The 26384-nt window shown below is 56.5% G+C and carries 29 protein-coding genes; 5 read left to right on the top strand and 24 right to left on the bottom strand.

Annotation, left to right across the window (positions count from 1 at the left end; translation table 11 throughout):
* Positions 1-26 precede the first annotated feature (26 nt).
* From FOY56_RS15110 to pedA1, 4 genes are all read right to left on the bottom strand, one after another.
* Positions 27-275, bottom strand: a complete 249-nt coding sequence (locus tag FOY56_RS15110; RefSeq protein ID WP_146346689.1) for a PepSY domain-containing protein — start codon at positions 273-275, stop codon at positions 27-29.
* An 18-nt stretch (positions 276-293) separates the two neighbouring features.
* A complete protein-coding gene (locus tag FOY56_RS15105; protein WP_222434992.1) occupies positions 294-734 on the bottom strand; it encodes a cupredoxin domain-containing protein in 441 nt (146 codons plus the stop codon).
* Between the two features lie 43 nt (positions 735-777).
* Positions 778-1695, bottom strand: coding sequence for a YVTN family beta-propeller repeat protein (locus FOY56_RS15100; protein WP_146346723.1), 918 nt, complete (start codon positions 1693-1695; stop codon positions 778-780).
* A 66-nt stretch (positions 1696-1761) separates the two neighbouring features.
* On the bottom strand, positions 1762-2934 hold the full coding sequence (gene pedA1 / locus FOY56_RS15095; RefSeq protein WP_146346722.1) for a lanthanide ABC transporter ABC transporter substrate-binding protein PedA1: 1173 nt from the start codon (positions 2932-2934) through the stop codon (positions 1762-1764).
* Between the two features lie 482 nt (positions 2935-3416).
* Here pedA1 and FOY56_RS15090 point away from each other — a divergent pair, with 482 nt between their 5' ends.
* The 3 genes from FOY56_RS15090 (at position 3417) to FOY56_RS15080 (ending at position 5702) form a co-directional block, all read left to right on the top strand.
* On the top strand, positions 3417-3962 hold the full coding sequence (locus FOY56_RS15090) for an SRPBCC family protein (RefSeq protein WP_146346687.1): 546 nt from the start codon (positions 3417-3419) through the stop codon (positions 3960-3962).
* A 64-nt stretch (positions 3963-4026) separates the two neighbouring features.
* Positions 4027-4893, top strand: coding sequence for a YncE family protein (locus tag FOY56_RS15085; protein ID WP_246139498.1), 867 nt, complete (start codon positions 4027-4029; stop codon positions 4891-4893).
* The gene (locus FOY56_RS15080) at positions 4890-5702 is read left to right on the top strand and encodes a quinoprotein dehydrogenase-associated SoxYZ-like carrier (RefSeq protein ID WP_146346685.1); all 813 of its coding nucleotides are present in this window, start codon (positions 4890-4892) and stop codon (positions 5700-5702) included. The genes FOY56_RS15085 and FOY56_RS15080 overlap by 4 nt, the downstream gene beginning before the upstream one ends.
* 27 nt (positions 5703-5729) lie before the next feature.
* Here FOY56_RS15080 and FOY56_RS15075 read toward each other — a convergent pair whose 3' ends face one another.
* From FOY56_RS15075 to FOY56_RS15045, 7 genes are all read right to left on the bottom strand, one after another.
* Entirely contained in the window at positions 5730-6284 is a 555-nt protein-coding gene (locus FOY56_RS15075) for a PQQ-dependent catabolism-associated CXXCW motif protein (RefSeq protein WP_146346684.1), read from the bottom strand.
* On the bottom strand, positions 6281-7126 hold the full coding sequence (locus tag FOY56_RS15070) for a substrate-binding domain-containing protein (RefSeq protein ID WP_146346683.1): 846 nt from the start codon (positions 7124-7126) through the stop codon (positions 6281-6283). The genes FOY56_RS15075 and FOY56_RS15070 overlap by 4 nt, the downstream gene beginning before the upstream one ends.
* Positions 7107-7622, bottom strand: coding sequence for a c-type cytochrome, methanol metabolism-related (locus FOY56_RS15065; RefSeq protein ID WP_146346682.1), 516 nt, complete (start codon positions 7620-7622; stop codon positions 7107-7109). The genes FOY56_RS15070 and FOY56_RS15065 overlap by 20 nt, the downstream gene beginning before the upstream one ends.
* Before the next feature lie 80 nt (positions 7623-7702).
* Positions 7703-9505 (bottom strand): methanol/ethanol family PQQ-dependent dehydrogenase, encoded by a 1803-nt coding sequence (locus FOY56_RS15060; protein WP_146346681.1) that lies wholly within the window; start codon positions 9503-9505, stop codon positions 7703-7705.
* 126 nt (positions 9506-9631) lie between these two features.
* Positions 9632-10033: a c-type cytochrome gene (locus FOY56_RS15055; protein ID WP_146346680.1), complete on the bottom strand. Its 402-nt coding sequence runs from the start codon at positions 10031-10033 to the stop codon at positions 9632-9634.
* A 31-nt stretch (positions 10034-10064) separates the two neighbouring features.
* Positions 10065-10889, bottom strand: coding sequence for an S-formylglutathione hydrolase (gene fghA / locus FOY56_RS15050; protein WP_146346679.1), 825 nt, complete (start codon positions 10887-10889; stop codon positions 10065-10067).
* Between the two features lie 5 nt (positions 10890-10894).
* Complete coding sequence (locus FOY56_RS15045; RefSeq protein ID WP_146346678.1) at positions 10895-12007, bottom strand: S-(hydroxymethyl)glutathione dehydrogenase/class III alcohol dehydrogenase; 1113 nt, start codon at positions 12005-12007, stop codon at positions 10895-10897.
* A gap of 127 nt (positions 12008-12134) precedes the next feature.
* On the opposite strand from FOY56_RS15045, the gene FOY56_RS15040 reads away from it, so the two are divergent.
* On the top strand, positions 12135-12797 hold the full coding sequence (locus FOY56_RS15040; RefSeq protein WP_246139501.1) for a hypothetical protein: 663 nt from the start codon (positions 12135-12137) through the stop codon (positions 12795-12797).
* Between the two features lie 9 nt (positions 12798-12806).
* Here FOY56_RS15040 and FOY56_RS15035 read toward each other — a convergent pair whose 3' ends face one another.
* The gene (locus tag FOY56_RS15035; protein WP_146346677.1) at positions 12807-13850 is read right to left on the bottom strand and encodes a quinoprotein relay system zinc metallohydrolase 2; all 1044 of its coding nucleotides are present in this window, start codon (positions 13848-13850) and stop codon (positions 12807-12809) included.
* A gap of 182 nt (positions 13851-14032) precedes the next feature.
* Here FOY56_RS15035 and FOY56_RS15030 point away from each other — a divergent pair, with 182 nt between their 5' ends.
* Positions 14033-14848 carry a quinoprotein dehydrogenase-associated SoxYZ-like carrier gene (locus tag FOY56_RS15030; protein WP_146346676.1) on the top strand — a complete coding sequence of 272 codons (816 nt, stop codon included), beginning with the start codon at positions 14033-14035 and terminating at the stop codon, positions 14846-14848.
* Positions 14849-15052: 204 nt separating this feature from the next.
* Here FOY56_RS15030 and FOY56_RS15025 read toward each other — a convergent pair whose 3' ends face one another.
* From FOY56_RS15025 to FOY56_RS14970, 12 genes are all read right to left on the bottom strand, one after another.
* Complete coding sequence (locus FOY56_RS15025) at positions 15053-15352, bottom strand: hypothetical protein (RefSeq protein WP_246139497.1); 300 nt, start codon at positions 15350-15352, stop codon at positions 15053-15055.
* A 56-nt stretch (positions 15353-15408) separates the two neighbouring features.
* Positions 15409-16071: a hypothetical protein gene (locus FOY56_RS15020; RefSeq protein ID WP_146346675.1), complete on the bottom strand. Its 663-nt coding sequence runs from the start codon at positions 16069-16071 to the stop codon at positions 15409-15411.
* Between the two features lie 33 nt (positions 16072-16104).
* Positions 16105-18279 (bottom strand): hybrid sensor histidine kinase/response regulator, encoded by a 2175-nt coding sequence (locus FOY56_RS15015; protein ID WP_342779808.1) that lies wholly within the window; start codon positions 18277-18279, stop codon positions 16105-16107.
* Between the two features lie 95 nt (positions 18280-18374).
* Positions 18375-19532, bottom strand: coding sequence for an FIST N-terminal domain-containing protein (locus FOY56_RS15010; RefSeq protein WP_146346673.1), 1158 nt, complete (start codon positions 19530-19532; stop codon positions 18375-18377).
* Positions 19533-19543: 11 nt separating this feature from the next.
* Positions 19544-20263 carry a LuxR C-terminal-related transcriptional regulator gene (locus tag FOY56_RS15005; RefSeq protein WP_146346672.1) on the bottom strand — a complete coding sequence of 240 codons (720 nt, stop codon included), beginning with the start codon at positions 20261-20263 and terminating at the stop codon, positions 19544-19546.
* A 173-nt stretch (positions 20264-20436) separates the two neighbouring features.
* Entirely contained in the window at positions 20437-21627 is a 1191-nt protein-coding gene (locus FOY56_RS15000) for a BatD family protein (protein WP_146346671.1), read from the bottom strand.
* Positions 21624-22298, bottom strand: coding sequence for a tetratricopeptide repeat protein (locus FOY56_RS14995; RefSeq protein WP_146346670.1), 675 nt, complete (start codon positions 22296-22298; stop codon positions 21624-21626). The genes FOY56_RS15000 and FOY56_RS14995 overlap by 4 nt, the downstream gene beginning before the upstream one ends.
* Complete coding sequence (locus tag FOY56_RS14990; protein WP_146346669.1) at positions 22295-23194, bottom strand: vWA domain-containing protein; 900 nt, start codon at positions 23192-23194, stop codon at positions 22295-22297. Before FOY56_RS14990 ends, FOY56_RS14995 begins: the two co-directional genes overlap by 4 nt.
* A complete protein-coding gene (locus FOY56_RS14985; RefSeq protein ID WP_146346668.1) occupies positions 23191-24153 on the bottom strand; it encodes a VWA domain-containing protein in 963 nt (320 codons plus the stop codon). The genes FOY56_RS14990 and FOY56_RS14985 overlap by 4 nt, the downstream gene beginning before the upstream one ends.
* The gene (locus tag FOY56_RS14980; protein ID WP_146346667.1) at positions 24146-24517 is read right to left on the bottom strand and encodes a hypothetical protein; all 372 of its coding nucleotides are present in this window, start codon (positions 24515-24517) and stop codon (positions 24146-24148) included. Before FOY56_RS14980 ends, FOY56_RS14985 begins: the two co-directional genes overlap by 8 nt.
* Positions 24514-25419 carry a DUF58 domain-containing protein gene (locus tag FOY56_RS14975; protein WP_146346666.1) on the bottom strand — a complete coding sequence of 302 codons (906 nt, stop codon included), beginning with the start codon at positions 25417-25419 and terminating at the stop codon, positions 24514-24516. Before FOY56_RS14975 ends, FOY56_RS14980 begins: the two co-directional genes overlap by 4 nt.
* Positions 25416-26372 (bottom strand): AAA family ATPase, encoded by a 957-nt coding sequence (locus FOY56_RS14970; protein ID WP_146346665.1) that lies wholly within the window; start codon positions 26370-26372, stop codon positions 25416-25418. Before FOY56_RS14970 ends, FOY56_RS14975 begins: the two co-directional genes overlap by 4 nt.
* Positions 26373-26384 lie beyond the last annotated feature (12 nt).

The raw sequence follows: 26384 nt of genomic DNA, 5'->3' as shown, positions 1-26384 counted from the left end.
ATAGCATCCGTCTTGTTAGGTGGCGCTTATTCTGCGCGGCGGGCGACCTCGTTCAGGTCTTTGTCCAAGATTATGTCAAACTGAAGCCCGCCTTTGCAGATCACATCGTCAAGTTCGAAACCGTCATCCTCAACTTCGATATCGTCGGGGTCCATCTGGCACTCGATCGAGGCAAGGTAGGCTTCGATCTTTGCCACAGTATCGGCGTCGATCTGGCTGCTGGCAAAAGCTGGTCCCGCAAGGCAAATCGTTGCGATCAGTACAAGAGTTTTCATTTTATCCTCCGGGCAGTGTTATTGAATTGAAATCGTCACGGACTGGCTTTCACCGGTGCTACCCGGGATACGCAGAACGTGGTTCCCCGGTTTGATCGCGACGAACGAAAGTTCGACCGTGCCAGCGTCATCAAACTCTATGCTGTCGATGGCCATCGGGCGGATTTCAATCTTGTTGATCACGATCTCGTTCATCCAGATCGAACGGAAAAATCCAGCACCTTCAAGGGCAAGTTCTGCGGACCCATCTGCCGTGATTTCCAGCTTGTAATACGCGCCGGACTGCAATTGAACATCCTCGCCCAGCGGCTTCCCCGAGGCCAGAGTCAGTTTGATCGTCTCGCCACGGTTGCATTTTGCCAGCAGACCGGCAAACCCCATGTCGGTACATAACGGTGCCGCCAGTGCTGGCCCGGCCAGCAATGCCAGGATCAAACCAATTATCGTTTTCTTCATCATTCTCTCTTTTCTGGATTCGTTCTTCACGCTTGGCGAGTGTTAGTCAGTTCACCACAACCACACCCCAGGGCTGTTGACCAACCTGCACGGATTTGATCGCCTTTTCCTTTGCAACATCTATCACAGTAATATCGTTGGAATTGCCGTTGGTGGTCAGCAGGTACTTTTCGTCGGGCGTAAATCCTAGCTGCCAAACCCGTTGACCGACAAGGATATAGTCGACCACTTTGAGACTTTTCACATCGACGACGGCAACCCGATTGGCGGGACCAAGTGCAACAAACAGCCGGTTTCCGTCAGATGTGATGCGTGCACCGACCGGCTGCAACCATTCTGGCTGCACACCGGGCACTTCAAATGAGATCTTGCCAATAACGGTTGGGGCTCCGTCCTCGGCAATCTCCATGACGGATACCGTCCCGCCAATCTCGGAAGTGACAAAAAGAAGCCTGCCGTCTGCAGAATACTGGGCAAATCGGGGGCGTTGATCAACCAGCACGTTGTGTTTGATCTTGTAATCGTCCGTCGAGATGAAATGCGCCATATTGGTCGTCTCTGACGTGTTGACCACGAATTTGGCATCCGGACTAAGCGCCATGCCTTCGGGTTCGACACCAACCGGAATTTCGGCGATCACCGTGCGGGTTTCGGTGTCTGTCACAGTCACCAGATTGTCATCTTCATTCGCGATATAAAGCCGCTTGCCACTGGGTTCGAGCACGAACAATTCGGGGTCAGGGCCGGATGGCAGGCTTGGCAGTTCTTCGTAAGTTTGCGCATCAAAAACCCGCACCAGACTGTCATCCGAAGCGCAGACATAGATTTTGCTGCCATCAGGAGTGGCCGTGATCCCGCGCGGCCTGTTTCCGGCAAAAAATTCGTGGACCACTTCCCATGTTGTGGTGTCCACAACACTGACCGTGTTGCTGCGTTCGTTGGACACAAACGCCGTGCCTGCCATCACTTGAAAGCCGGGAAGCAGAGCCAATGCTGTTGCTAGGAAAAAATGTCTCAAAGGAGTCTCCTGTCATTCAAAGGCAGTGCAGGTCGATTCAGGTTGATCCAACCCCAACGTATCAAGAGGCGATCTTTGGTGCAGAAAACCTTCTTGTGGGCTGACGCTCACGGTTATGGAGCCATCATGAAGCAGGATTGGCTGGCGCATTTGGCCATTCCAATTGCGAAAGGTAACTTTCTGACCCTTGAACGCCGCGAGTTCGAACGCATCAGAGATCACATAGTCCTTCAAGGTTTGCGGATCGGCGGTCGACGTGCGGGTCACTGCCTCTCCTATGACCCGCAAAGCCAGCCAGACGTTATAGTCCTCGGGCATGATATAGCGTCCGGTCAAGGCCTCGAACCGGGTGTGAAACTGCGTGGCACCCCAGGCCTCATGCGCGCCGTGGAACGTCTTTGGCACCAGCCCGCCGGATCCCATAACCGGACGTGGTGTCCACAAATGGTAACTGAGGTAGCGGGCAAAAAAATCGGTCTCATCGGCGGCGATGACAACGTCATGAGCATCCGCATCTTGCGTAAAAGCAGGTAGCTGCCGCTGAACCAGCACATGCCCCGAGTCTGTCCGTCGCGACCCGCCCGTGTCCTCAAACGATCGATCTTCGGTGATCTTTGCGCCAAACTTGAGCGCCGCCTTGCGAAATGCATCCGCCAACGCGATATCCTGCGGGTTTGTGCCCGAGATCAGGAACCATTTGCGCCAGTTCTTCCAAATGGCAAATTGCGCCACAGCATCGGCCATCATCCCGTGCGAAGGGGCAATATGCAGGAGATTGGCGCGGCAGGAGTCACTGCGCAGGTCATTGTCAGGTGTTACCGCGTTGAAAACCAGCGCCTCGCTTTTTGCGGCCTTATCCGTCAGGCGCACCAGATCGTCCTTGCGCGCTATAACCACGATCAGCCGGATACCTTCTGCAAGTATCGTGTCCAAGGCGCTGTCACTGTCTTCGGGGGAAACGGTGCGCATCACGGTTTCATAGGTGTGGCCCAGAAAACTGCCTGTGGTTCCGTTGTCCTCATCTGCAAGCGCGGCGCCGGCCAGACCAAGATCCGGGGGGGGCAAATCATAGCGGCTGATAGGCAGCAGAACTGAATAGTCGACGCGCAACACCGCAGCCTTCACGTCGACGGCGGCTGCGGCACCGACGGACAAGAGCAGAGCAAACGACGCAATCATATACATTTGTAATTTCAGCACGCAGACCTCCCTTGTCCGAACCGGTTTTTCAGGTTCCACCACTACGACCCGAATAGGGCGCCACGTGAACCGATACTTTTGGCCGGGTTGTGAGAATTAGCCTATCAGGGCAACGCTAGAGCTCGATTCTTATTTTTTAAGAACGGTGTCATGCGGCTGGTTCACTCTTCTGCTTCTTACGGCAACGGCAGGCGCGCAACAGCGCGGCAGCGGTCGTTGGGTTTTGGGAGGGTGAAACGCCCCGTCAGACCAGCACGACAGGACGGGCCCCGGCAGAACTTGAAAACCAATGATCACTAAGCGGTTCACAGTCAAAAACCGTGTCTCTGCTGGTCTTGAACCTGCTTGTAAAAAGCGTAAGGGCTGGACCCCAAAGGGGTCGTCGAGAACAACCGCAACACCACACATGAAAGCTGGATACGGGGCATGCGTAATGTCCCGAAGAGAATTTTTGTGAAGGAGGACCAATGCAAAAACGCAAATTCTTGATGGTTTTGACAGCAGCAACAATGCTGCCAGTTATGTCACTGGCTCATGGGCCGACACGTCAAAAAGTAACTCTGACGACAGAAGTTGCCGCAGAGCCCGCCGATGTCTGGGCCACGATTGGGAACTTTCAAGACATGTCCTGGCATCCGGCGGTCCACGCCTCGACCGGCGCAAATGGCAATGACATCGATGCCACACGCGTTTTGACGCTGGGCGCCGAAGACGGTCCGACGATTTCTGAAATTCTCTACAAATACAGCTCTGAAAAAATGAGCTATTCCTATCGGATCACAGATGTGCTGGTCGAAGTCCTGCCGGTGACGAATTATTCGTCCCACCTGACTGTCAAAGCGCGCGATGGTGGCGGATCACTGATCGAATGGCGCGGCGCGTTCTATCGCGGGTACCCCAACAATGATCCCCCCGAAAACCTGAACGACGCAGCCGCGATTGCCGCTGTAAGTGGCGTGTATCAGGCGGGTCTTGATGCGTTGGTGGAGACGTTTGGTGCGCCGGGCAGCTAGGGTCCTTGCCTTGATCGCCTTGTCCCTCGCAACTGCGCCCGCGGTTGCAGGGGATTTGGCGTTTGTGACCTGCCAGAACGGCGATGCTGTCGGCGTGCTTGATCTTGATGCAGGCATCCAGGTCGCGCGCTGGTCGGTGCCCGGTAAACCAGCTGGCGTTGCAGCGTCCGGCACTGCAGTTTTCACTGTCGCGCCGGACAGCAAGACCGTGCGCCGGCATGACGCCGCAACGGGCGAAATCACCGCAAAGGTGCGCCTTGAGGGTGGTCCGATTGGCGTTACCCATGATCCTGCACGCGGCCGGCTTTTTATCTCGGACTGGTACAACGCACGCATCTGGGTTCTGTCAGATGGCGACCTGACCCACCTACGCGATCTGCCAACGGGTGCGGCCCCGGCTGGATTGGCCGTGTCAGATGATGGCCGCTTTGTCGCGTCTGCGGATCGGGATGCAAACCAAGTCTCGGTCTTTGAAGCCGACACCCTGACGCTGCACGCGCGCATTGACGTTGGTGCACGCCCCTTTGGGCTTAGGTATGCACCGGATGGTCGGTTGTTTGTCGCCAATGTCGGTACCAATGATGTTAGCGTCATCGGCGCGCAGATGGACAACGTTGTTGCCACGTTTCCGGTCGGAGAAAGACCGTATGGCGTGGCTTTTGCGCAAGGGCGCGCCTTTGTCACCAATCAATATGCCGACACAGTCAGCGTCATCGACACCAACAGCCTGAAGACACTAGAAACCTTGCCGACCGGGGAATACCCGGAAGGCATTGATGCAAGTTCCGACAGTCGTTATATCATCGTCGCCAATTGGTTTGACAACTCGGTGACATTAATCGACGCGGTTACGCTTTCCGTGCTGAAGGAAATCGAAACCTGCGATGGACCCCGCGCTTTCGGGGAGTTTGTTTTGGGAGTCCGAAAATGAAGCGATTTGCTTTATCCGCTGCTTTGATGTGTGCAACCGCCCTGCCCGCCTTTGCCGACGGCGAAGCCTGGGACTCGGTGAAGGCTCAGCTGTTTGGTGAACGCGCCTTGCTGGATGGGACACGGGTCATCGCGATCGACGCGCCTTACCGAACCAAAGACGACGCCCGTACCAATCTGGCCGCACAAATTGTAGCGCCCAACGGGGCTCAGATTGGCAAAGTCACTGTCGTTCTGGACGAAAACCCGATGCCTGTGTCGGCGGTCTTTGCACTGGACGCCCCCCTGCCGAGCTTCTTTTTCGACATCACCATGCGGGTGAATGGACCGACGCCCCTGCATGTCATAGCCGAGACAACAGATGGTCGTCTTTTTGTGTCCGAGGCGTTTGTAAAGACATCCGGGACAGGCGCATGTGCAGCGCCTCCGGGCACTGATGCTGAACTTGCGCTTGCTACATTGGGGCAGATGAACATCAGCGTCTCGAACGCGTTGCCGGGTCAGGGCATTGGCAAGCTGAGCAGTCTTGCCTCGCGACTTGGGCGGATGGATGTTGATATCTCGCATCCATCCCTATCGGGAATGCAAATGGATCAAATCTCGTTGTTGTTCATACCAATGCGCTATGTCGAGACCGTTGAAATCGATCTGGATGGGGCTGGTTTCGTTGAGATGACCGGCTCTATCTCGCTGTCAGAAAACCCGCGTGTTGGTTTGGCGGTTCCGCAAAGCACGCGGTCTGTGGATGTCACCATGACCGATACAGACGGCACTGTCAGCAGCACGCATAAGGACCTTGCCGGGTTCTGATCGCGCGGGCTGGATCACGCGGGTCCGCTATTGGGTTTGTGGCTGGCCTGTTTCGGGTTTGACCCGTTCCATCGGATAGCCCCATAACTGCCATCCGTCTGTCCCTTCGGGCAGCCAGTAAACGGACGTATGCCCCCATTCAATGGCCCGCTTGGCGGCATTCCAGCTCATCCAGCACTCCTCAAGGCAAAACAGAACGACGGGATGGCCCATGTCGCCCTGCGTGACCTTGTCGAGCCCTGCGCGAAAATAGTCTGCGGTCACGTCTGCAATCGCGCCATAGCCAACGTTGGGCAACCAGATCGCGCCGGGGATCGACTTGCGCGGCTTGTCACGCCAGATCGTTCCTTCTGGCAGATTGGCTGGTTTGGGTGGCTGCGGCAAAACATCGATAAAAGCGGCTTTGCCAGTCTGCCACAAGTCATATGCCTCTTCCGGCCCGACAACGATGCCGCCGCTTAGCGTACCGGGCACAGGCGCACGGTAATGGTCCATACGGTAAGACAAAGGCTCTGGAACTGACTGTGCCAGGCTTGCAAGTGGCAAGATCAAGAGAGTCGCCAGTGCCAGAACTTGTTTCAATTTGAGACTTCCAGAACCTCCGTCCCAAGATCGTTGACCAGCGGAACGCCTGCGGCCAGCAGCAACGCGGTAATTTCATCCTGATTGCGCCGGATCAAAGAGTTCAGCTTGCGTTGCCAGACTTTCTCGCCTTGCCGCACACCCATCGTAATCCGATAAAACAGTCTGGGTGGCAGTTGTTCCTTGATCAGGGGGATCACCTTGAAGTCGGCGTAGTTGTCCTGGACAAGAGGTCCCCCCAACGGTCCCCAGAGAATGGCTGCGTCAATCTCGCCTTTGGCGAGATCTGACAACATGTCTTCGGCAGGGCTTTCGTGTCGGCGGTCGACCACAAGATTATACGGTCTGGCTTTGGCGATAAGGCCATTGCGCGCCATGTGCGCAGACGGCGGCGTCCCGGCGATGATACCAATCCGTCGCCCCTTCAATGCTGGGTCAGACAGCATTTCAACTGCTGCCAAATCACCGTCGATCGGTACGATCAGAGTATAGACAGAGGTGAAATAGTGATTGGTATTCAGAACCAGCTCATGACCCTGCGCATAGCCGATCACCACGTCACATTTCTTTGCGCCAAGCGAGTTGCGGATAAAGCCCGTTGCCATCGGATACCAGGTGTACTGAACCGGAAGGCCAAGTTTTTCCCCAACCAGTTCCGCCAGCTTGTTTTCAAAACCGCTCTCATCCTCCGCCGACATCGGATAATTGGCGGGGTCAGCACACACACGCAACGCGTTCCCAGACACAAGGTCTGACGTTTGTGCATGTGCTGTCCCCGAGAAAGCCGCTCCAAGCAGAACGGTTACCAGAAGGGCAAGAAACTTATGTCCCCAAGCAGTCATTTTCGGTCTCGCGAATGACTTCGTGTTTCGGTTCTTTCTTGGCCGGACGACCACGAGGAACGACGTCGGCACCGCGTGCTTTGAGATAGACATAGATGTCATCGAGGTAGCACATCACATTGGGATTATCGCCGAACGCTGGCATCACCGAATTTTCCGCGCTCCCGACGCGCTTGCGTCCGTTTACGACGACGTCGACAAAGTCATAATAGTCCATGTCGATGGCAGATGTTTTGAGTGCCGGAGCATAAGACGATCCTTCACCCTCTGGCCCGTGGCACACGTGGCATTCCGAGTGATAGCGCCGAAAGCCGGAATAGGTTGGCCAATCAATGGTCCCATCTTCCTGCACGTTGTACGTCGGCACATCATCTTCGGTAAAATACTTTCCGTCCTCGGTATAGGCGGCTGTCAGGTTGTCTATGTCTTGGGCACTGGCGGTCTGTGACAGACCCGCAGCAAGGCATAATGCCAACAATCTTCCCATGGTTTTCATTCGTTTTTGCCCTTTGTCATTTGGACAGGCGCGACCCGAAAGCCGCGCCAATCTCATAATGTCTCAGTGTATCCGACCAGTCAGTTCGGCAGAGCGAACACGGTAAGCTGACCGCCCAAGGCTGTATAGTCGCTCAGAGCGGCATACCCACCCACAGCGCCCAGTCCATCATTGGGGTTGGTCAGGCCAGCCGCAAGACCAATACCAGCCCAGCCGCCAACACCTGACAGGATGCCGATGTACTGCTTGCCGCCTTGCTCATAAGTCATCACGTTGCCGATGATGCCCGACGGTGTTTTGAACTTGTAAAGCTCTTCACCGGTTTCAGCATGCACGGCCTTCAGATAACCCTCAAGCGTGCCGTAGAACACGACGTCACCCGCTGTTGCCAGCGCACCGGACCAAACCGAGAACTGCTCTGGCAGCGACCACTTGATTTCGCCCGTGGTGTTGTCCCAGGCGATGAAGTTACCCATGCCACCGTGGCTGTCCGGTGCAGGGTACATCGCCAACGTCGCACCCACATAAGGCTGACCAGCCGTATAGCTGACGCGGAATGGCTCATAATCCATGCACACGTGGTTGGTTGGCACATACATCAGCTCGGTCTTTGGCGAGTATGCCGCAGGCTGCTGGTCTTTTGACCCAAGGGCCGCAGGACAGATACCTGTTGAGTTGACGTCTTCGCCGTTCTGCTCGGTCGAGTACTGGGCAACAACCGCAGGACGACCATATGTATCCGAGGCCGGATCCATGTCGACGCCTGTGGTCCAGTTGACAGCCGGATCAAACTTCTCGGCAACCAGCAGCTCACCCGTAACGCGGTCCATGGTATAGCCCAGACCGTTCCGGTCAAAGTGGGTCAAAAGCTTGCGCTCCTGGCCATCAATGGTCTGCTCCGAAAGGATCATTTCATTGATGCCGTCAAAGTCCCATTCGTCATGCGGGGTCATCTGGTAGAACCACTTGGCCACACCTGTGTCGATGTCGCGGGCCATGATGGTCATCGACCAGCGGTTGTCACCAGGGCGCTGAGCCGGGTTCCATGTCGAGGGGTTACCTGTGCCATAATAGAACAGGTTCTCGTCCATATCAGCCGAGTACCAGCCCCAGGTTGTACCGCCGCCGATCATCCACTGATCACCTTCCCAGGTGTTCGTGCCGGAATTCTCGCCTACTGGTTGACCCAGATGTGTGGTGTTTACAGGATCAACAAGGATATCGCTGTCCGGACCCATCGAATACGCGCGCCATTCTTGCTCGCCTGTTTCCATGTTGTAGGCCGTCACCGATCCGCGCACGCCGAATTCGCCGCCCGAAATGCCGACAATGATCTTGTCTTTGACAGGCAGAACTGTGGCTGTGTTGGTTTCGCCGATTGCTGCGTCACCGTTTTGCACTTCCCAGACGACATCGCCGGTATTTGCGTCCAGCGCCACGACTTTTGTGTCCGCCTGATGCAGGAAGATCTTGCCGTTCGCATAGGCGACGCCGCGGTTTACTGTGTCACAGCACATCACCGGGATAACGTCCGGATCTTGCTTGGGTTCGTATTTCCAGACGATCTTGCCTTCGTCAGCAAGGTTCAGCGCATAGACGATATTCGGAAATGGCGTATGCACGTACATCATGTCGCCAATGACAAGTGGCGAACCTTCGTGTCCACGCAGGACACCCGTCGAAAACGTCCACGCGACCTGCAGATCACCGACGTTTTCGGCATTGATCTCGGTCAGCTCGGAATAGCGCTGGTTTTTATAGTCGCCGGTCTGAATGGCCCATTGAGCGGAGTTGTCCATTTGGGTCATTAGATCGTCGTTCGCAAATGCCATACTGGCACTGCAAACGGCGATCCCGGCCGTCAAAAGCGTTAGCTTTTTCATCAAAGTTCCTCCCTAGTGTGCGGCAGGATTGCCGCTGAAATGACACGCAAGCCCGATACAGGGCATGGTATCAGTACTTTCCCGCCTGCCCTTTTGCCGTCCGGGCGATGCGAAAAATTTCTGGGCTCACGATCCCTCCTCCGAAAAGGTCGCGAGGTAAGCGATTATGTTCTTGCGGTCGTCTTCCTTGCGCAGCCCGGCAAAGGACATCTTCGTGCCTTTGGCATACGCACGCGGTTTTTCCAGGAATGCCGCCAACTCTTCCGGGGTCCAGGTTTGGCCGGATGCGCCCAGTTCGATCAGAACGTCTGAGTATTTGAAGTCAGGCACCGCAGAGACGGTGCGATCAACAACACCGTTCAGGATCGGCCCCACCTTGTTCTCGGCTCCCTCTCCGACTGCATGGCACGCCTTGCATTTGCGGAACACCTTTTCGCCGGCCGTCGCATCACCGGTGACGTGGTCATCAGCAAACACCCCGCCGGGAAGCATGGCCAAAAGGGTAACCGCGACACTTCTTTTCAACATATTGATCCTCTCTGGGTCAGTCGTGAGTTAGCTAATTCAGGCGTCCGGCATGCCAGGCGACGTGATCGCGGGCAAAACTATTCACAAAGAAATACGAATGATCGTAGCCTTGCTGCATGCGCACCTGACCCGGCTGCCGACGCCGCGCCATCATGTCCGCCAGTGCCTCGGGCATCAGCAAGTCGAGAAACTGGTCACGCGATCCCTGATCAACCAGCAGATCACCTTTCCAGCCATATTCTTCCAACAGCAGGGTCGCGTCATATTCGGCCCAGGTGCTTTCATCATCGCCAAGATAGGCGCTTAGCTGTTTGCGCCCCCAATCTGACTGGGTGGGTTGCGCGATTGGCGCGAACGCAGACAGCGATTCGAACAGATCGGCATTGCGGATCGCGATCGTGATTGCGCCGTGCCCGCCCATCGAATGACCTGTAATGCCATGACGGTCTTGCAATGGCAGATGGGACATGACAACCGATCTCAGCTCGGTGACGATGTAGTCGTACATGTTGTAATTGGTCTTCCACGGGTCGCGGGTCGCGTTGACATAGAACCCGGCACCCTGACCAAGATCATAGGCCGCATCATCGCTGACACCGACGCCTCGCGGCGAGGTGTCGGGAAAGATCACAGCCAGCCCATGTTCGGCGGCGTGTTCCTGGAACCCAGCTTTGGTCATCGCGTTTTCGTGGGTGCAGGACAGCCCGCTGAGATACCACAAAACCGGTACCGGCCCGATTTCCGCCTGAGGCGGCACATAGGCGGCAAACGTCATCTCGCAACCACACGTGTTTGACGAGTGTCGAAAGACCTTCTGGCTTCCCCCAAAACTCCGGTTTTCTGAGATCAACTCCATGTCACTCAGAACTCCACGACAGCCCGGATGGATTTGCCTTCATGCATCAGGTCAAAGCCGTGGTTGATCTCTTCAAGCTTCAGCTTGTGGGTGATCATCGGATCAATCTCAATCTTGCCGTCCATGTACCAGTCCACGATTTTTGGGACATCCGTGCGCCCCTTGGCCCCACCAAACGCAGTCCCGCGCCAGACGCGACCTGTGACCAGTTGGAATGGACGGGTTGAAATCTCGGCACCTGCGGGGGCCACACCGATGATGATGCTTTCGCCCCAGCCTTTGTGTGCGGCTTCCAACGCAGTGCGCATTACGGTCGTGTTGCCCGTGGCATCAAACGTGTAATCCGCGCCGCCGCCGGTCAGTTCCACCAGGTGTTCGACCATGTCACCATTCACTTTCGTGGGATTCACAAAGTCGGTCATGCCGAAATACCGACCGGTCTCTTCCTTGTCGTCGTTCAAATCGACGCCAACAACCTGATCGGCCCCCGCCATGCGCAACCCTTGAATGACGTTCAACCCGATGCCGCCCAGTCCGAAGACCACGCACCGCGAGCCAATTTCGACCTTGGCCGTATTGATGACAGCCCCGATGCCGGTGGTCACGCCGCAGCCGATGTAGCAAATCTTGTCAAACGGCGCGTCCTTGCGCACCTTGGCCAGCGCAATCTCGGGCACCACTGTATGATTGGCGAACGTCGAACAGCCCATGTAATGGTAGATCGGTGTACCATCGAGCATGGAGAACCGGGTGGTCCCATCGGGAAGCTGACCGCGTCCTTGCGTGACGCGAATTTTCTGGCACAGGTTGGTTTTGCCCGACAGGCAATACTCGCATTCGCGGCATTCCGGCGTGTACAATGGGATCACATGATCGCCCGGCTCCAGAGTGGTGACACCTTCGCCGACCTCAAGCACAATCCCGGCCCCCTCATGGCCCAGAATCGTCGGAAAAATCCCTTCAGGATCTTCACCAGAGCGGGTAAATTCATCGGTGTGACACAGGCCCGTCGCCTTGATTTCCACCAAAACCTCGCCACGCTTTGGGCCTTCGAGATTGACCTCCATGATTTCTAGTGGCTTGCCTGCTTCAAGGGCTACCGCCGCTCTTGTGCGCATGTAAGTATTCTCCCGGGCATTTTTGGCGCTGAATTGCCAGCTTTGCGTTGGGATCAGTATGGTGACTGCATGTTTGACAAAACAATTACGACAATAGTGGGTATTGGTCGCAGTCAACTTGCGCGCGATGCTTGACCATGGTCGATGTACAAGCTGGAGACACCTGATGAACTTGCTTAAGACCCTCTTTATGGCACTGGCTCTTATCGCACCGGCCTTGCCCGGAACGGCGGCGGATTTTTCAGATCCAACATGGCCATGCGTGCAACGCAAGGTAGAAAAACTATCCATGGCGCTAATGTGGCCGTTTCCCGTGGACTCCACAGATTTACCTGCGGATGAGAAACTCCGCACACAGATTGACGAATTGGCAAATTACCTGTCCTTAAGACGGCTAAATCTGGATGACGTTCAGCCGCATGTTGCAGCCTTTGCCACCGAGCATCATGGCGATCCGAAGCTTCTTGGTCTGGTTTTTGCCCGCACCTTCGATGCATTGTCTAAGCGCCGAACCCGTATCATCAGCGGAATCGAAGACTTTTCCTTTGGGCAGATCGCACTGGCAGACCAGATCGACAGGTCTCGCGCCGAGATGGATGTTATCATGGCCAAGTCTGAACCTGATTATGACCGCGTCGATGCGCTGGAGGAACAGCTTGACTGGGATCAGATCATTTATACAGATCGCCAACGCAGTATTCAGTATCTATGCGAGACGCCGATCCTGATTGAACGCAGGTTGTTCAGCATTGCGCAAATGCTACAACAGGTCGCCGAAACCAAGGGATAAATGCTTCCGTCATTCCCACTCCAATTCGGTAAAGGCGACGGTCGCGTTTCGCGGGTTATAGGCCTCGAATAACTCCCAATGCTCAGCTTCACTCTGGGCAATGGTCTCAACGGCATCGCCCAGTCTGGCGCCAGCATCAATCGCTTGTCGTGTCTCAGTTTCCAGAACGCTCAGGTATCGCACCATGGCCGTCGCACCATGCGGCCAGTCCAAGGCCGGGCCGCCATGCCCCGGCACCACGCGCTCCAGATCCATCGCTTTCAGATCTTCCAGGACTGCACGCCAGCCAACCAACCGACCATCCAGCGCCGGGGTGTGTCGGTGGAAAACCAGATCACCTGCAAAAAGCGTCCGCGTGGTCTTGTCCAACACGGTAAGATCGGTCCCGGTATGCGCCGTGGGCCAAGCCCGCACCTCCAGCACACGCCCGCCCAAATCGATTTCGAACGTGTCCATCACCAATGTGTCCATGGCAACAATCTGGGTTCCAAGAAAGTCCTTGGTGCCGATCAAGCGATCCAGGCTCTCAAGGTAATTGGCCTGCCGGTCCGACAACGCACGAGGCAGGTTCGCGTGACTGACAAGCTTTGCCCCAGCGGCGGCAAAAGGTGCCATTCCAAGAACGTGGTCCGGGTGCATATGGGTCAGAACGACGTGGGTCACGGGCAGGTTTGTCCGCAACCGGATGGCGCGCCACATCGCCTCGCCCATCCACCTTGCGGTACCCGTATCGATGACCGCGACTCCTGTTTTGCCGATGATAAACCCGAGATTGCTGACATCCCCCCGGTTGGTGCTATCGGGCTCTTCGATCCGCCCGATATGCACAAATACGCCCGGGGACACTTCGGTCACGTCAAGCGCCTCTGCGGCCCGCTTGCACATGGGGGCACCTTGAACACTGCCCGCTTCTAATGTGGTGAATACCGGGGGCGAGGCGGCAAGTGATCCCGTGCAGGCTTCGATTGTTTCGGCCTCGTACCCCGGCAGCAACTGGTCTCGGCATGGCCCTTCAGCAAGCGTCAGACACAAAGAGACAATCGCTTCAAACATATTCACTCTCCCGTGTTCTTGCGGCCAAGTTCTTCCGCCTCTCAACAGTTAAAACACTATTGCAAAATGCACCGGACAGTCTTCCACACGATATCGTGAAACCCAATCAACCTTAGGTATCGGTATGATTGTCCCTTGAGAAATGCGATAAAACGCAAGCTTTAATGTCGAAGGAGCCCAGAATGTTCTTCAAACTGACAACTGCGGCCTTGATGGCTACTCTGGTTGCTGGCCCGTCCTGGGCCTCCGAGACCGTACAGAATCCGCTCACAGAAAGCGAAACCTGGGTGGATCTGCGGGGCGATGTCGTCGGCGATGCGGTCCTTGCAAGTGCCGATGGGCTGCTCAACATTGACGCCCCCTATCGCGCGCATGATGCCGCCACAGTTCCCATTGTTCTCAAGCAGGTGGACACCGGTGCCACCATCACTGCTGCAACTGTGGTCATTGATGAAAACCCCGCACCGGTTGCCGCGGTCTTTGGTTTCGGCAAAGCTATGGGGCAACTGGATTTTGAACTACGGGTGCGGGTGAACCAATATTCCAACGTTCGGGTCATCGCTGAAACACCTGACGGGCTGCATATGACAGGCCGCTATGTCAAAGCCTCGGGTGGCTGTTCCGCACCCGCCACAAAAGATCCCGAAGCCGCGCTTGCGGGCTTGGGCAAGATGAAGTTACGCCAGTTTGAAGACGGCAGCGCCCAGATGTCGACACCCCGTCGAGAAGCGCAGATCATGATCCGGCACCCCAATTATTCGGGGTTGCAACGTGATCAGGTGACACAGCTTTTCATCCCGGCGCATTTCATTGACCACATGGAAGTCTGGCAGGGAGACGAACTGCTGTTCACAATGGATGGCGGCATTTCCATCTCGGAAAACCCGGTGTTCCGCTTTTCTTATGACGATAATGGATCAACTGATCTGACGGTCAAGGCAACCGATACCGAAGGCAACGCCTTTGAAACTGTATTGCCAAAATCCGTCAACGGTTAACCAAAAGGCAGGACCCGAAACAGGTTAAATAACCACATGCCACCTAAGATTGCATAAGTGGCATTTTTCGGGTGAGCGTCATGTTTCAACGATACAACAATTTCATTGTTTAACTGTTTTCAAAATTTTCACTTCGCGGCTGATAGATTGTTAATCTAATTATGATCAAAACGGATTGACCGCAGAATTCGGTACACTCTTGGATCAAAAACAGACGATTTCCGCTTCTGCCTGCGCGCGCCTTAATCCTGCCACCAGGTTTTCCGCCGCAGCAGAGCTTTGGAAAATCGCCATTCTCTCGCCTCCAACCCGGCGCATAGACAAAACCGTCTCAGCCTGAAGGTATTCGTCGTACGGAAGGATCGACGCGATTTCGTCGATTGAACAAGCGCATTTGTCCAGCATTTCGCGGGTCTGCCCATTCGTGACCATGCAGGCGAAAACATAATCCGCCCGCGCTGCTGTGGGATAGTCATTCAGACGATCCGCAACCGACTGGGCCATTGCGCTGCCCGCAGTAAAAAGGGACACGACCATCGTGCAGGCAAGCCGCCGACAGGTCATTGCGCACCGTCAAGGCGTTGAAATTGTAGCTCTGACCGGAACACGGAACCTCCGGCGGCTTCGGCAACCAAACTCAAGTACCAGCCCGGCACGTCCTCGGACATCGTCACGCGCAACTCAAGGTCGCCAAAACCCTTCATCCGCTCTTTGTTCTTGTCGTCGGCAAACGGAAAGAGCCGGATGATCTGAGTTTTGACGGTTCGCCCTTCATACTGGGCTTCTCCCTGCTCAAGATCCGATGGCTTGATCAACGCTTCTTTCACACGGTTGCGGATGTAAAACGGGCTGCCACCGGTCGTTTCAGCCATGTCGCGCACAACAGCCTCGTAGAAATACATGATCATCGGGTTGCCAACACTTGCCGGAAACGTCCCCAACACGCGATGTTTGTCATCCTGTCGGAATTCCAGCATCGCCATCGTCGCCTGACCGTCGCGAAACGTCAAAGCAATATCGCCGGAGTCGCGTTCGGCCAATTCAGGATTCAGCGTGTTAACGACATCGCGGTTATAGATCAGAGCGGCATCTCGGCTAATCTCATCCAAGGTGCCATTGCGAAACAGCATGTCATAGGTCTTTGCGCCGTCCAGCGGCGTTGCAGCCCCGATCCCTGCAACGAAAATCGCGAAAAGGCCTGCGGCCAAGGTGCGTCTGATCATAATCATGTCCTCTCAGAGAGGAGTGTGCGAGCATCAGCCATCCCTGTCACCGCCGACTTTTGTCTGTACCGCCCTCGCGGATTGCTCGGGTTTTTGGGGTGTTGATGACTCCCAGCGAATTTTCCATTCGATCAGCGCACGCAGGCGGGTAAGATCCGCTGGTTTCGTCATCACGGACACATCGTGCTGCTTACCAAGCCGTCGAACAGCGTCGCTCTGGTCCGCAGTGATGAGGATAGCGGGCACGTGGGTCTTGGTCATCGCCCGGATATCCGCAATTGCCCGAATACCTGTGTCGGATCCATCCAGTTGGTAGTCGGCTAGAATTATGTCCGGCGCGATACCGATATCTGACGCCAATTCCATCGCCTGCGCGGTCGAACTCGCGGGCAAAACACTAACGCCCCACTGCTCCAGCCATTGCGTCGCGCCATATAGCACATCTGCGTCGTTCTCGATCATCATGACGATGTAGTCGGCTGAAAGGTTTCCCAACTCGCGCAGTGGGACATGAGGTGCTGCTTCTGGGGTTACGCCGTCCACAACGTCCATTTCGATGCTGAATACGGATCCGCGCCCCGGTTTGGATCGAACGCTCAAACGGTGCCCCAACAATCTGCAGGCCCGATCAACAACAGACAATCCCAGACCTACGCCTGATCCGATTGGCACATTTTCAGCGCGGGTGAATTCGTCAAAAATGCGCGCTTGGTCCTTGCGCGCAATGCCGATCCCAGTGTCCCAGACTTCCAGAACAACCTTGTTGCCTTTGCGCCGACAGCCAAAAAGCACCCGGCCACCCGGGTTGGTGTATTGGATCGCATTGACGACAAGATTCTGCACAGACCGCAGCAAATAAACCGGGTCAGAGCGGACAAATACCGAACTCGGCACAAGATCCAGCCGAACTGATTTTTGCTCTGCCAGCAACAACTGATCTGACATGACCCCCATCATGACGACCCCAAGGCAGACATCACTGGGCGACACCGTATCAGGATCGGCGCTTTCAAGTCGCGATATGTCCAACAACGAATGCAGCAAATACTCGGCCGAGGCGAACGCGCCCTCAAGCCGCTCTAGCATAGGGAAAAATTTGGTGTCGCGGGTGGTTTCCTGCAGGGTGGAAATCAGCAGCTTGGCCGCATTGATCGGCTGCAACAGATCATGGCTCGCGGCGGCAAGAAATCGGGTTTTGGATGAAACAGCGGCTTCCGCCCGCTCTTTGGCCACGCGCAGTTCTTCTTCGACACGCGCCTTTTCTTCGTATTGCCGGGTCAGCTTGGCATTGGCGCGCGTCAGTTCTGCTGTACGCTCCATCACCCGGTTTTCCAGCATCTCGGTTGATCGCGCTTCAAGCGTGACGTCCTTCAGTTCAACCAAAAATCGGCCATCTGGCAGAACGTTTGCATAGACATCCAAGACCCGCCCGCCACCATGTGACACCCGACGGGTCAGCGACCCTTTGCTGTCCATTTCCTGACGCCAGGAGTCCATCAGCGCCATCACGCTGCTTTCGATCAGATTGCGACTTTTTATATAGTCTATCAACGAAAGTAATGGTGTTCCGGGTTGCAGAATAGAGAGCGGTACACCCAAAATATCCCTGAAACGCCCGTTGTGCATCATGACCTGTCCGTCGGCAGAAAAGGTGCAGACCCCTGCACTCATATTCTGGAAAACCGCGCGCAGGTAATCCGCCTGCCGGTCGATCAGGTGCTCTTTTTCACGTCGGTTATGCTGCACCAAAGCGGTGATTTCAGTCAGCAACAGCACAGTATTCTCAGGAGACGTTTTTTGGGCGCTCAATTGATACCATCGATCTTTTGCCACTTCTGCGACAACTGACACCACCGATCCGGAATCGTTCCGCCCCTCGAGCGCCTCTGGTACGTTGATTAGCTTGCGGTCGGTCGACACGAGATGCCGACTGGCGGCCATCAGATCAAAGTATTGTTTCAGTTCAAGCTGCGGCACAATCCGAGCTGAAATGTCTGGCAGAAGTCCTCTGAACAATTCGTTGCAAATGTTCAATTGACCGTCAGAGAACAGCGCGAACCCTTCTTCCATCGAGGCAAGCGCTTCGGCAAGCGCTTTGCGTGTGCGTTCACGTTCATATCGCGCGCTTTCCAGTTCCAGCGTCTGGGCCGCAACCTGATGTTGCAAATCAATCGCTGATTGAAAAGCGCGGTAGGCGGATGGGCTCACATCTTTCTGCTGGCTGGCCCGACGGATTAGGGCATCAATGATCTTAGACTGCCGTTTTACTTGTTCCGGCAACGGTTCCCCAGGATCGATCATGCTCAATAGAAGCTCCTTTCCTCCGGTCCAAAAAAGGCAACTCCAACAAGGGTTTGATTCATATGCACCCCGCAATGCTGCTCACCGTAGGTGTTGAACCCGAACACCCGCGCATCGCTCAGAATACTTGAGACGGCACGGCCCAGCTGCTTTTGCTCAATTTCCAGTTTGCGCAGCACGCAGTCAAATCCAAGGATGAAATCGGGGCTGCGACCGCGCTGATCCCTGATGTCCAAACCCGTTTTAAGCGTATTGGTGATTTCCTGCCCAAGCCCAAGGGTCATGATCAGCCCATCGTCGATGGCCGCCAGAAACGACAATGCGCCATCTTCATCCGCATCCGAAATCGCGCGCACGTAATGGTTGTCATTGTGTTGGATCAACAGCGGATTTTCGGCAAAAATCTCAGGTGACAAATCTTCGACAGTGCTTCCGACAAGCCGGGCATATTCGCGCGCAGCCGGGGCGCCGTTGATCTCAAACACCTTGCGTTCTTCAGGGTCGGCATCAGTCACAATAATATGGCTGCCTGCGGGCAGAAAATGATCAAACCCAACACCCTGAAATGGCAAGTCCGTTTCCAGCAGCAACAGCACCGCCGCGTCGTTCACCGCCCTGCCCTTGTGCAGTACAAACGTTTTCTCAAACGATAACCCATCCCCTGCAGATCCGCCGAAAATCGGCAAATCGTTCAGAACCGTTTCCAGCGTGGACATCAGAATGTCTTCCTGCTTGGACAGTCCATCCGTGAAAATCAGCCCCAGCCGGTGCCAACCCGCTGTGTGCTGAAACCGCTGCTCGGTTCGCTGCGCCTGCGCTGCTATCTTGGTGGATGACAATGGGTTCATCGGTTCGAACAAAACGGATGAACAGCGAAAATGGGATTTTGGGAAAGCCAACAACAACAGCGCTTCGGTCTCATACCCCTGCCTGGTGATCTGGCCAGCGGTTGAGCAGCCAAAAACCGGCACGCCATGCAACGCCTTGTCCAGGGCGACAGCAACACCCTGACAATCCAACCCATCGGGCACAAAACACAGGACGAAACAGGTCTCTGAGATTTTGATTTGCGCGGCGGCCTCTTGCGCCGCAACCTCGGCGCTGGACGCACGCGAAACCGCGACCCGCACGCAGGTCGGCTGAGGATGTTCAGAGGGCAAAGGCTTCACCTTCAATGTCTAAGAAAAGCACGCGCTTCCGGCTCGTCCCCGACTTGCTGGGCAATCGCACTTTCGACCATGACGACAGCCTGAGTCCTATTGCGTACGCCAAGCCTGCGCAGCAAGGCCGTGATATGCGCCTTGACGGTCGCTTCGGCCAACGACAGCTCATACGCGATTTGCTTGTTGGGTTGTCCCCGGCAAATCAACTGCATGATCCGCTTTTGTTGCGGCGTCAGTTCCATCAGTTTGGGATGGTCATATTCTGACCAAATGGCGTCGCAATCGCCGCGGCTGGGTTTCTGGAAATCCTTTGGCACATAAATCCCCCCGGCCGTAATTTCCGCCAGCACAGACCGCAGAACGCGGGCCGAAGAGTCTTTGGGCAAAAATCCGACCGCGCCCTCGCGTAGCAAAGACTGCACCAGATCGAACGACGCCAGCGATGATATCACCAACACGCGTGCGTTGGGCAAATGTTCTCGCAGACTGCGAAAACCGGAAATGCCAGTCACATCCGGCAGTTTCAGATCGAACATGACAAGCTCAGGCTCGAACCCGCTTTTTGCCAACTCCAACGCGTCTTTCAGAGTACTTGCCTTGCGAATATCGCATTCTTCGAAAACCAGTTCCAATGCCGATTCCAATGCGTCGCTGTACAACGGATGGTCATCGACGATCAGCATGGACGATACAGAATCCAGCTGGCCTGGCACACCTAGATGTTCCATGTAAAGAATCCTCCCAACAGCAAAGCTACCGGTAACACTTAAGTTTTCAACAACTTCCGCTGCAGGTTTGCAAAATTCGCGCGGGATTTTGCTGAAAAAGCGCTGTTTTCAAGGGAAAATTCCTGTGAGAGAAACTCTCTGACGCAGATCAACTTTAGGTTCTGCAAAAAATGTCAGGTCGCTCGCAAGAAGTCGTGAGCAAACTCTGGCAAGGATTCGGGGGTTTTTCCGGGGTCAAAAAGCGCAAGATCAAGTCTGTACACCAAGGTCTGCCGACGGGCCGTGACCCCATCGCGCCGTAGCATCGCTGCTGCAAGCTTTCGCATTTCCCATGCACGCCCAGCCCGCGCTGCCCGGAGCAATTGGCGTGCCAGCGGGTCTGCGATCCAGAACCGCCTAAGTGCCAGAATCCCGACGAACCGATACTCTTTCAAGGCAAGGATCACACCGCCGACGAAGATCAGAAACGCCAGCACGGCCAAAGGCCAGCCGGGCAACCGCACTGAAGACACCTGACTATCCGGTGCAGAGCTATCTGTCTGATCCGGCACCACGGATCCATATGCCACTCTTTGCGCAGAAATTGTGACCTCTCGGCTCACTCTGTTCACTGTGTCAAAATAGGTAAAACTCAGCGGCTCGACGATCGTTGACGTGTCGTTGCTGGGCCGGATCGTCCAACGCCAATATGCAAAAGACTGCGGACCCTCGGGCGACAGTTCGGCAAATCGTTTATCGGGGTGTGGAAAGATCATCGCCGAGGGCGAATGCAACGTTGGCATCGGCGGAATCATTTCTGGCGTCACACCCAACGCTTCAATCCGTACAACCCGCAGAACCCCTTCGCCGGGAACCAGTTGATCCGGAGCATTCGACCATTGATCTGAGATTTTCAATGATTTGACCGGGAACCACCAGTCATCACCAGCGGGTTCCGGCGCAACCTCAACCGTGACGGGCTCTGATCGGATCTGATAATCAAACCAATCGTCCTCTTCGTCTGTCAGTGTTAGTTTATGGGTAAAAGCCCCGATAGTCAGCGTGCCCGGCTGGTCAGGATAAATGGCCATACGGCGGCGGAAGGTCTTGACCTGTTCACCATTGATCCGTTCATCGCGCCATACGTCATCACCCAGTTGGGTCCAGCTGAACCCCTTGAAATCAGGCTGCACCAGGTTCTCGCGGGTGATGTGGCGACGGTACACGCCTTTGATCGTGATCAGAACCATTTCGCGGGTATACGGCGTGTACTCCGTCTCGTTGACCTCTACCTCGATGTGCAAATCGTTGGGCAGCACCAATTTGGACTGCGCAAAAGCCAGCTGCGGACAGATCAACACGATCAAAATCAGCCGCCATCTCATCGCGGATCCTCCGCCTTGGGCGGGGACAGGCCCAGTTTCATCCGGCGCTTGTATTCCTGCAAAATGCGCGCCGCCATGTATTCTCCGGGGACGTCGCCCAACTGCTCAAGCCACCGGGTGTCAGCCAGCATGAACTTGTCATCGAACACGCGCCGCACACCCAAACGGCCCCGGCTGTCCACTTGGGCCAGCCCAAGCATCGTATTGTTGTTGGTGACGTCGCTTCCGGTTCCTGCGGCCCGTGCATTGCCACGGGCCACAAAACTCTCTGTCTTGGCGCCGTCCTTGCGCTTTTCGAACAATGCGAGAGCATCGGGATCGATGCCCAACCCGGCGTAAAACGCCGCAACGACATCAAAATTGGCCTGTGCGTCCGGGTGTCCGCGCGCATGAGCCAGATCAAAGGCCTCAAGCGCTGCCGCATATTGCCCGCGATGGGCCTCGGCATTGCCGAGATTATAAAAGGCTTGTGCGTCACTGAACTGATCCGCCGCCGCGTCAAATTGATCTGCGCGATACAGCGCAATCCCTTTCCAGTTCGGGTCATCGAACAAAAACGCGGCCACACTTGGCAACCCCAGCGCCAAAAACGTCCGACCGAATGAGGCCGGTCCCCCAGTCAGAAGCCCGATGGCCAGCGCCACGGCCGTTATCAGTGCAAGCGCCCTCAAGTGACTTGCCTGCGGAACAGCAGTGAAAACGGAACCAGCGCCAGAACCAGCAAGTATCGACCCATGTCTTTCCAATACAGCAGTGGATAGTCCTGCGCCTGCAGCCGTGTCCGGGTTGACACGCCCAGCCATTCGGCCAGCGCATCGGTCTGTTCCAGTGTAAAGACCGAGCCAGCCCCAGCCGCTGCATGGGTCTGGATCTCGGACGAGGGCGCATTCAGCGATACCACCGACAACCGCGCGCCCAGCGCCGCAATCACCGCAGCCTGACGCAGACTCTCGGGTCCCAACCCCTGACCGTCCGTTAACAGGATCACATCGCCTGCAATCACCTCGGCTTCGCCCAACAGGTCCGCAGCCATTTTCAGAGCCCTTTCCGGGCGCGACCCCTGATCCGGCACTGTTTTGGCGTCAATCAGCGACAAGGTTTGGCCCAGTTGCAGGTGGTCCAGTGTCACATCCATTGCGACATAGGAATCGCCAGCATAAACGATCAGCCCGCCCGGGCGCGTCCCGAGCGAGGCCAATCCAAACCGCCCCATCGCCAGCATTTGCGGCCACCGGGTGTCTTCGGTCACGCTGGCCGATGTGTCGATTACAAACAGCACCCCATCCAAATTCCTGAACGACAACGTTTCGCGGCGCTCAAATGCGGGTCCTGACAGCGCCAGCACTATCACCACGACTGTCGCCAGCATCGCCAGCACCGGCGCCCGGCTGGAGGACTGGTCAATTCGCCCCAATGCTGCCATCGCTTGCAGTAACGCGGGATCACTGGCCTTGTGCCAGTCCCCCAAACCGCCCCGACGAGTCAGCAGCCACCACCCAATCACCGCCAACACCGGCAAAGCCAACAACCAAAAGGGCCGCAACAGGGTCACGTCCAACCCGCTCATGACAGCTCTCTCCAAGCCAGCCCCAGCCCCATCAGACCGGCCAGAGCCGCGGGCCAAACCCAATAGTCGCGGAACACTTCGGCGGCCAAACCGTCGCTGTCCGTGGATTCCAACCGGTCAAGCGCGCCTGCCACGGCCGCCAAGTCATCCGTCGTTTTGACGCGGAAGCTTTCACCGCCCGAAATCTCGGAAATTGCCCGCAACGTTGCGGCATCCACAACGCCCCGCTCGCCAGCCTCGGCAGTTGTCAGATCCTTGGGACCCAACGCAATCGTGTGAACCCGCACACCCATTTGCGCGGCCAGTTCTGCGACGCCGCGCGGATCTGTGGCCCCGGCATTGTTCACGCCGTCAGACAACAAGATGACAACCCGCGATGCCGCTTTGCTGTTCGCCATCCGCTTTAATGCCAGCCCCAACCCGTCGGAAATATTCGTCGCCCGGCCCGAAATGCCAATTGTCGCCGCCTCGATCCGCCGCGCAACAGAGTCGACATCAAAGGTAAACGGAGCGGCATAATAGGCTTGTGATCCAAAAACGATCAGCGCCACTCGGTCACCACCCCGTCGGCGGGCAAAATCGGCACCCACGGTTGTCACAGCCTCCAACCGCGTCACCTGCCGGTCGCCCAAATGGAAATCATCGCGGACCATCGACCCCGACAAATCCAAAACAATCGCCAGATCGCGCCCAGTGACCTTTAAGGCAGAGACTGGTGCCAGATCGCGCGGGCCTGAAACTGCGATCACCAACAGCCCCCAAATGGCCCATAAAATGCCGGATCGCAGTCGTGCACCGCCCGGGCCCGATCGTTGCTGACCTGCCGCCAAAATGGCTTCGCCTATCCGATCTGGCACCCAGATCGCGCCCCCGGCCATCGGAGCCACGCCAAGCAAACGCGTCACAAGAAGAGGCACTGGTAACAGCAACAAGAACCAAGGGTCGGCCAGCTCAAACAAGGCGTGCGACCTCCGCCTCCAGCGTGGCAATATCCACACCGCCCCCTGGCTGATACAACGCGCCTTTGATGGCGGCATACCTGTCTGGCTGCGCGTCTCGCAATACATGCAACAGGGCAACGCGGCGCGCGTCTTCAGGCATTTCCGCTATCGCTGACAGTCGTGATCGCATGTCCAGCCCTGTCTCGGCTGGCCTCCTCTTGGACAGCAGCCGCAAAACTGTGGAAATCATCAGGGCGGCCAAGCCCGCAAGACCGACCGCAACTGCGATATCAGCGACTGCCCCTCCGGCAGCCTCTGTTGGCAAATGAATACCGCGCAAGCTGACCAGCATCGCGGCTTCGCTCATGGCCTGTTCCGTCATGCCGCCCGTTCCGCAACCACGTAAGCGGCAAGCCGTCGCGCTGTCTGTTCAACACTTTCACCGGCATCGAGTACCAATGCTGTGCGCCCGGCGATCTGGCGCACAAGTCCGGGCGGAGTACTGTCCTGCCCCCCTAAACGCACCCTGACCCGTCGCCCATCTGGTAGTCGGATTGGGTAGCGCCCTTGTGGCAGAGCTGCCGCTTCAGCGTCCGTTATCAACAGCAATCGAGGCGACCGCCGTCGAGCTAAAGAATCCAAGCGGTCTGCCAACCCGGCACCCGGTGCGTCAAACCCCGACGCGATCACCACCTCGGCCCCCGGTGAAACAAGCCTATCTGCGCGTACCAAACCCTGATCCAGCGATGTGTCGTCGCCTTGCCCGTCGACCATTGCGGCCAATCCTTTGGCATGCGCCTGTACCATTCCGCCGATAACATCCAGCATGCCCCGCGCCCGCCCGCGCGGCGGGACGATCACCGAACCAGTTGCCGTCAAAGCCAGCAGTCCTACCCGGCCACCGCTTTCAACCACATTCCAGCCAATCAGCGTCAATGCCTCGGCCGCAGCAACAGACCGAAATGCCCGTCGCAAACCCCAGAACATTGCCGGACAAAAATCGGCGACTAACAGGCTAATCCGGTCTCGTTCTTCTTGGAACTGCCGCACATGCAGCCGGCCAGTGCGGGCTGTCGTGCCTCGATCAAGGTGGCGAAGATCATCACCGGCCACATACTCCCGAATATCGGCCACTTCCAGGCCGTGCCCTTTGCGTCTAGTGGCGAAACCACCGGGCAAATCGGCCAGCACCGGAGCCGCATCCGAATTCAGCGCCACCGAGCGTAAAGCAATCAACGCATCAGATTTGAGGGCAACCCCCGGGACTTCAAGCGCTGCATTCACAGCGGCTCGACCGCGTTCAGAATGTCCGCCACAACGTCTCGGGCGCGACGCCCGTCGGCAACAGCCCGCCAACTCAGCACCATACGGTGCGCCAGCGCGTCACCTGCCAATTCAGCAACGTCTTCGGGCATTGCAAAATCGCGACCCTGCAAAAATGCCCGCGCTTTGCTGGCAGCGGCCAATGAGAGTGACCCGCGTGGCGAAACCGCATGTTCGATGTCTTGCGCCAACGGGCCTTCCCGTGTCGCGATCACCAACCGCACGATGTAATCACGCAGTTCCGGCGCCAAATGAACCTGCTGCACCTGCGCCCGCGCCAGTGCCAGATCAGTTTGCGACAGGGATCGTACCGGCGACACACCACCCAACGCCTCAGCCTCAACCAGATCAAGGATCTGGCGTTCGGTTTCTATCCCCGGAAGCTCTAGCATCACATGCAGCAAAAACCGGTCCAGCTGTGCTTCGGGCAACGGGAAGGTGCCATCGTGTTCGATCGGGTTTTGCGTTGCAACAACCAGAAACGGGTCCGGCAACGCATGGGTCTCGTTTCCGGCGGTGACTTGATGTTCTGCCATCGCTTCCAGCAATGCAGACTGCACCTTGGGCGGAGCACGGTTGATTTCGTCCACCAGTACCAGATTGTTGAACACCGGTCCGGGCACATATTCGAATTCTCCGCTCTGCGGGTGATAGACCGGCGTACCCGTCAGGTCAGACGGCATCAGATCCGGCGTGCACTGAATACGGGCAAAAGACCCCTCAACTGCGTCCGACAACCATTTTACCGCTCGGGTCTTGGCCAGCCCGGGTGGCCCTTCAACCAGCAAATGCCCCCCAGCAAGCAACGCAACCAGCAACCGTTCGATCAGTTGGTCATGCCCCACCAGCCCCTGTGCCAGATGGGTTGAAAGAGCCGTCACACCCGTTTGTGGGATATCCAGTGTCGTGTCCATGTCCCTCCCGGC

This window comes from Falsiphaeobacter marinintestinus, assembly GCF_007923355.1.
GTDB classification, from domain to species: domain Bacteria; phylum Pseudomonadota; class Alphaproteobacteria; order Rhodobacterales; family Rhodobacteraceae; genus Phaeobacter_A; species Phaeobacter_A marinintestinus.
The sequence above is the reverse complement of the archived record's forward strand: the minus strand, read 5'-3'. Positions and strand labels throughout refer to the sequence as shown.

What these genes read in the sequence shown, in the direction of transcription:
- FOY56_RS15110 (WP_146346689.1), bottom strand. Translation starts at nt 275, where the DNA reads ATGAAAACTCTTGTACTGATCGCAACGATTTGCCTTGCGGGACCAGCT.
- FOY56_RS15105 (WP_222434992.1), bottom strand. Translation starts at nt 734, where the DNA reads ATGATGAAGAAAACGATAATTGGTTTGATCCTGGCATTGCTGGCCGGG.
- FOY56_RS15100 (WP_146346723.1), bottom strand. Translation starts at nt 1,695, where the DNA reads ATGGCAGGCACGGCGTTTGTGTCCAACGAACGCAGCAACACGGTCAGT.
- pedA1 (WP_146346722.1), bottom strand. Translation starts at nt 2,934, where the DNA reads ATGTATATGATTGCGTCGTTTGCTCTGCTCTTGTCCGTCGGTGCCGCA.
- FOY56_RS15090 (WP_146346687.1), top strand. Translation starts at nt 3,417, where the DNA reads ATGCAAAAACGCAAATTCTTGATGGTTTTGACAGCAGCAACAATGCTG.
- FOY56_RS15080 (WP_146346685.1), top strand. Translation starts at nt 4,890, where the DNA reads ATGAAGCGATTTGCTTTATCCGCTGCTTTGATGTGTGCAACCGCCCTG.
- FOY56_RS15070 (WP_146346683.1), bottom strand. Translation starts at nt 7,126, where the DNA reads ATGACTGCTTGGGGACATAAGTTTCTTGCCCTTCTGGTAACCGTTCTG.
- FOY56_RS15065 (WP_146346682.1), bottom strand. Translation starts at nt 7,622, where the DNA reads ATGAAAACCATGGGAAGATTGTTGGCATTATGCCTTGCTGCGGGTCTG.
- FOY56_RS15060 (WP_146346681.1), bottom strand. Translation starts at nt 9,505, where the DNA reads ATGAAAAAGCTAACGCTTTTGACGGCCGGGATCGCCGTTTGCAGTGCC.
- FOY56_RS15055 (WP_146346680.1), bottom strand. Translation starts at nt 10,033, where the DNA reads ATGTTGAAAAGAAGTGTCGCGGTTACCCTTTTGGCCATGCTTCCCGGC.
- fghA (WP_146346679.1), bottom strand. Translation starts at nt 10,889, where the DNA reads ATGGAGTTGATCTCAGAAAACCGGAGTTTTGGGGGAAGCCAGAAGGTC.
- FOY56_RS15045 (WP_146346678.1), bottom strand. Translation starts at nt 12,007, where the DNA reads ATGCGCACAAGAGCGGCGGTAGCCCTTGAAGCAGGCAAGCCACTAGAA.
- FOY56_RS15040 (WP_246139501.1), top strand. Translation starts at nt 12,135, where the DNA reads ATGCTTGACCATGGTCGATGTACAAGCTGGAGACACCTGATGAACTTG.
- FOY56_RS15035 (WP_146346677.1), bottom strand. Translation starts at nt 13,850, where the DNA reads ATGTTTGAAGCGATTGTCTCTTTGTGTCTGACGCTTGCTGAAGGGCCA.
- FOY56_RS15030 (WP_146346676.1), top strand. Translation starts at nt 14,033, where the DNA reads ATGTTCTTCAAACTGACAACTGCGGCCTTGATGGCTACTCTGGTTGCT.
- FOY56_RS15025 (WP_246139497.1), bottom strand. Translation starts at nt 15,352, where the DNA reads ATGGCCCAGTCGGTTGCGGATCGTCTGAATGACTATCCCACAGCAGCG.
- FOY56_RS15020 (WP_146346675.1), bottom strand. Translation starts at nt 16,071, where the DNA reads ATGATCAGACGCACCTTGGCCGCAGGCCTTTTCGCGATTTTCGTTGCA.
- FOY56_RS15005 (WP_146346672.1), bottom strand. Translation starts at nt 20,263, where the DNA reads ATGGAACATCTAGGTGTGCCAGGCCAGCTGGATTCTGTATCGTCCATG.
- FOY56_RS15000 (WP_146346671.1), bottom strand. Translation starts at nt 21,627, where the DNA reads ATGAGATGGCGGCTGATTTTGATCGTGTTGATCTGTCCGCAGCTGGCT.
- FOY56_RS14990 (WP_146346669.1), bottom strand. Translation starts at nt 23,194, where the DNA reads ATGAGCGGGTTGGACGTGACCCTGTTGCGGCCCTTTTGGTTGTTGGCT.
- FOY56_RS14980 (WP_146346667.1), bottom strand. Translation starts at nt 24,517, where the DNA reads ATGACGGAACAGGCCATGAGCGAAGCCGCGATGCTGGTCAGCTTGCGC.
- FOY56_RS14970 (WP_146346665.1), bottom strand. Translation starts at nt 26,372, where the DNA reads ATGGACACGACACTGGATATCCCACAAACGGGTGTGACGGCTCTTTCA.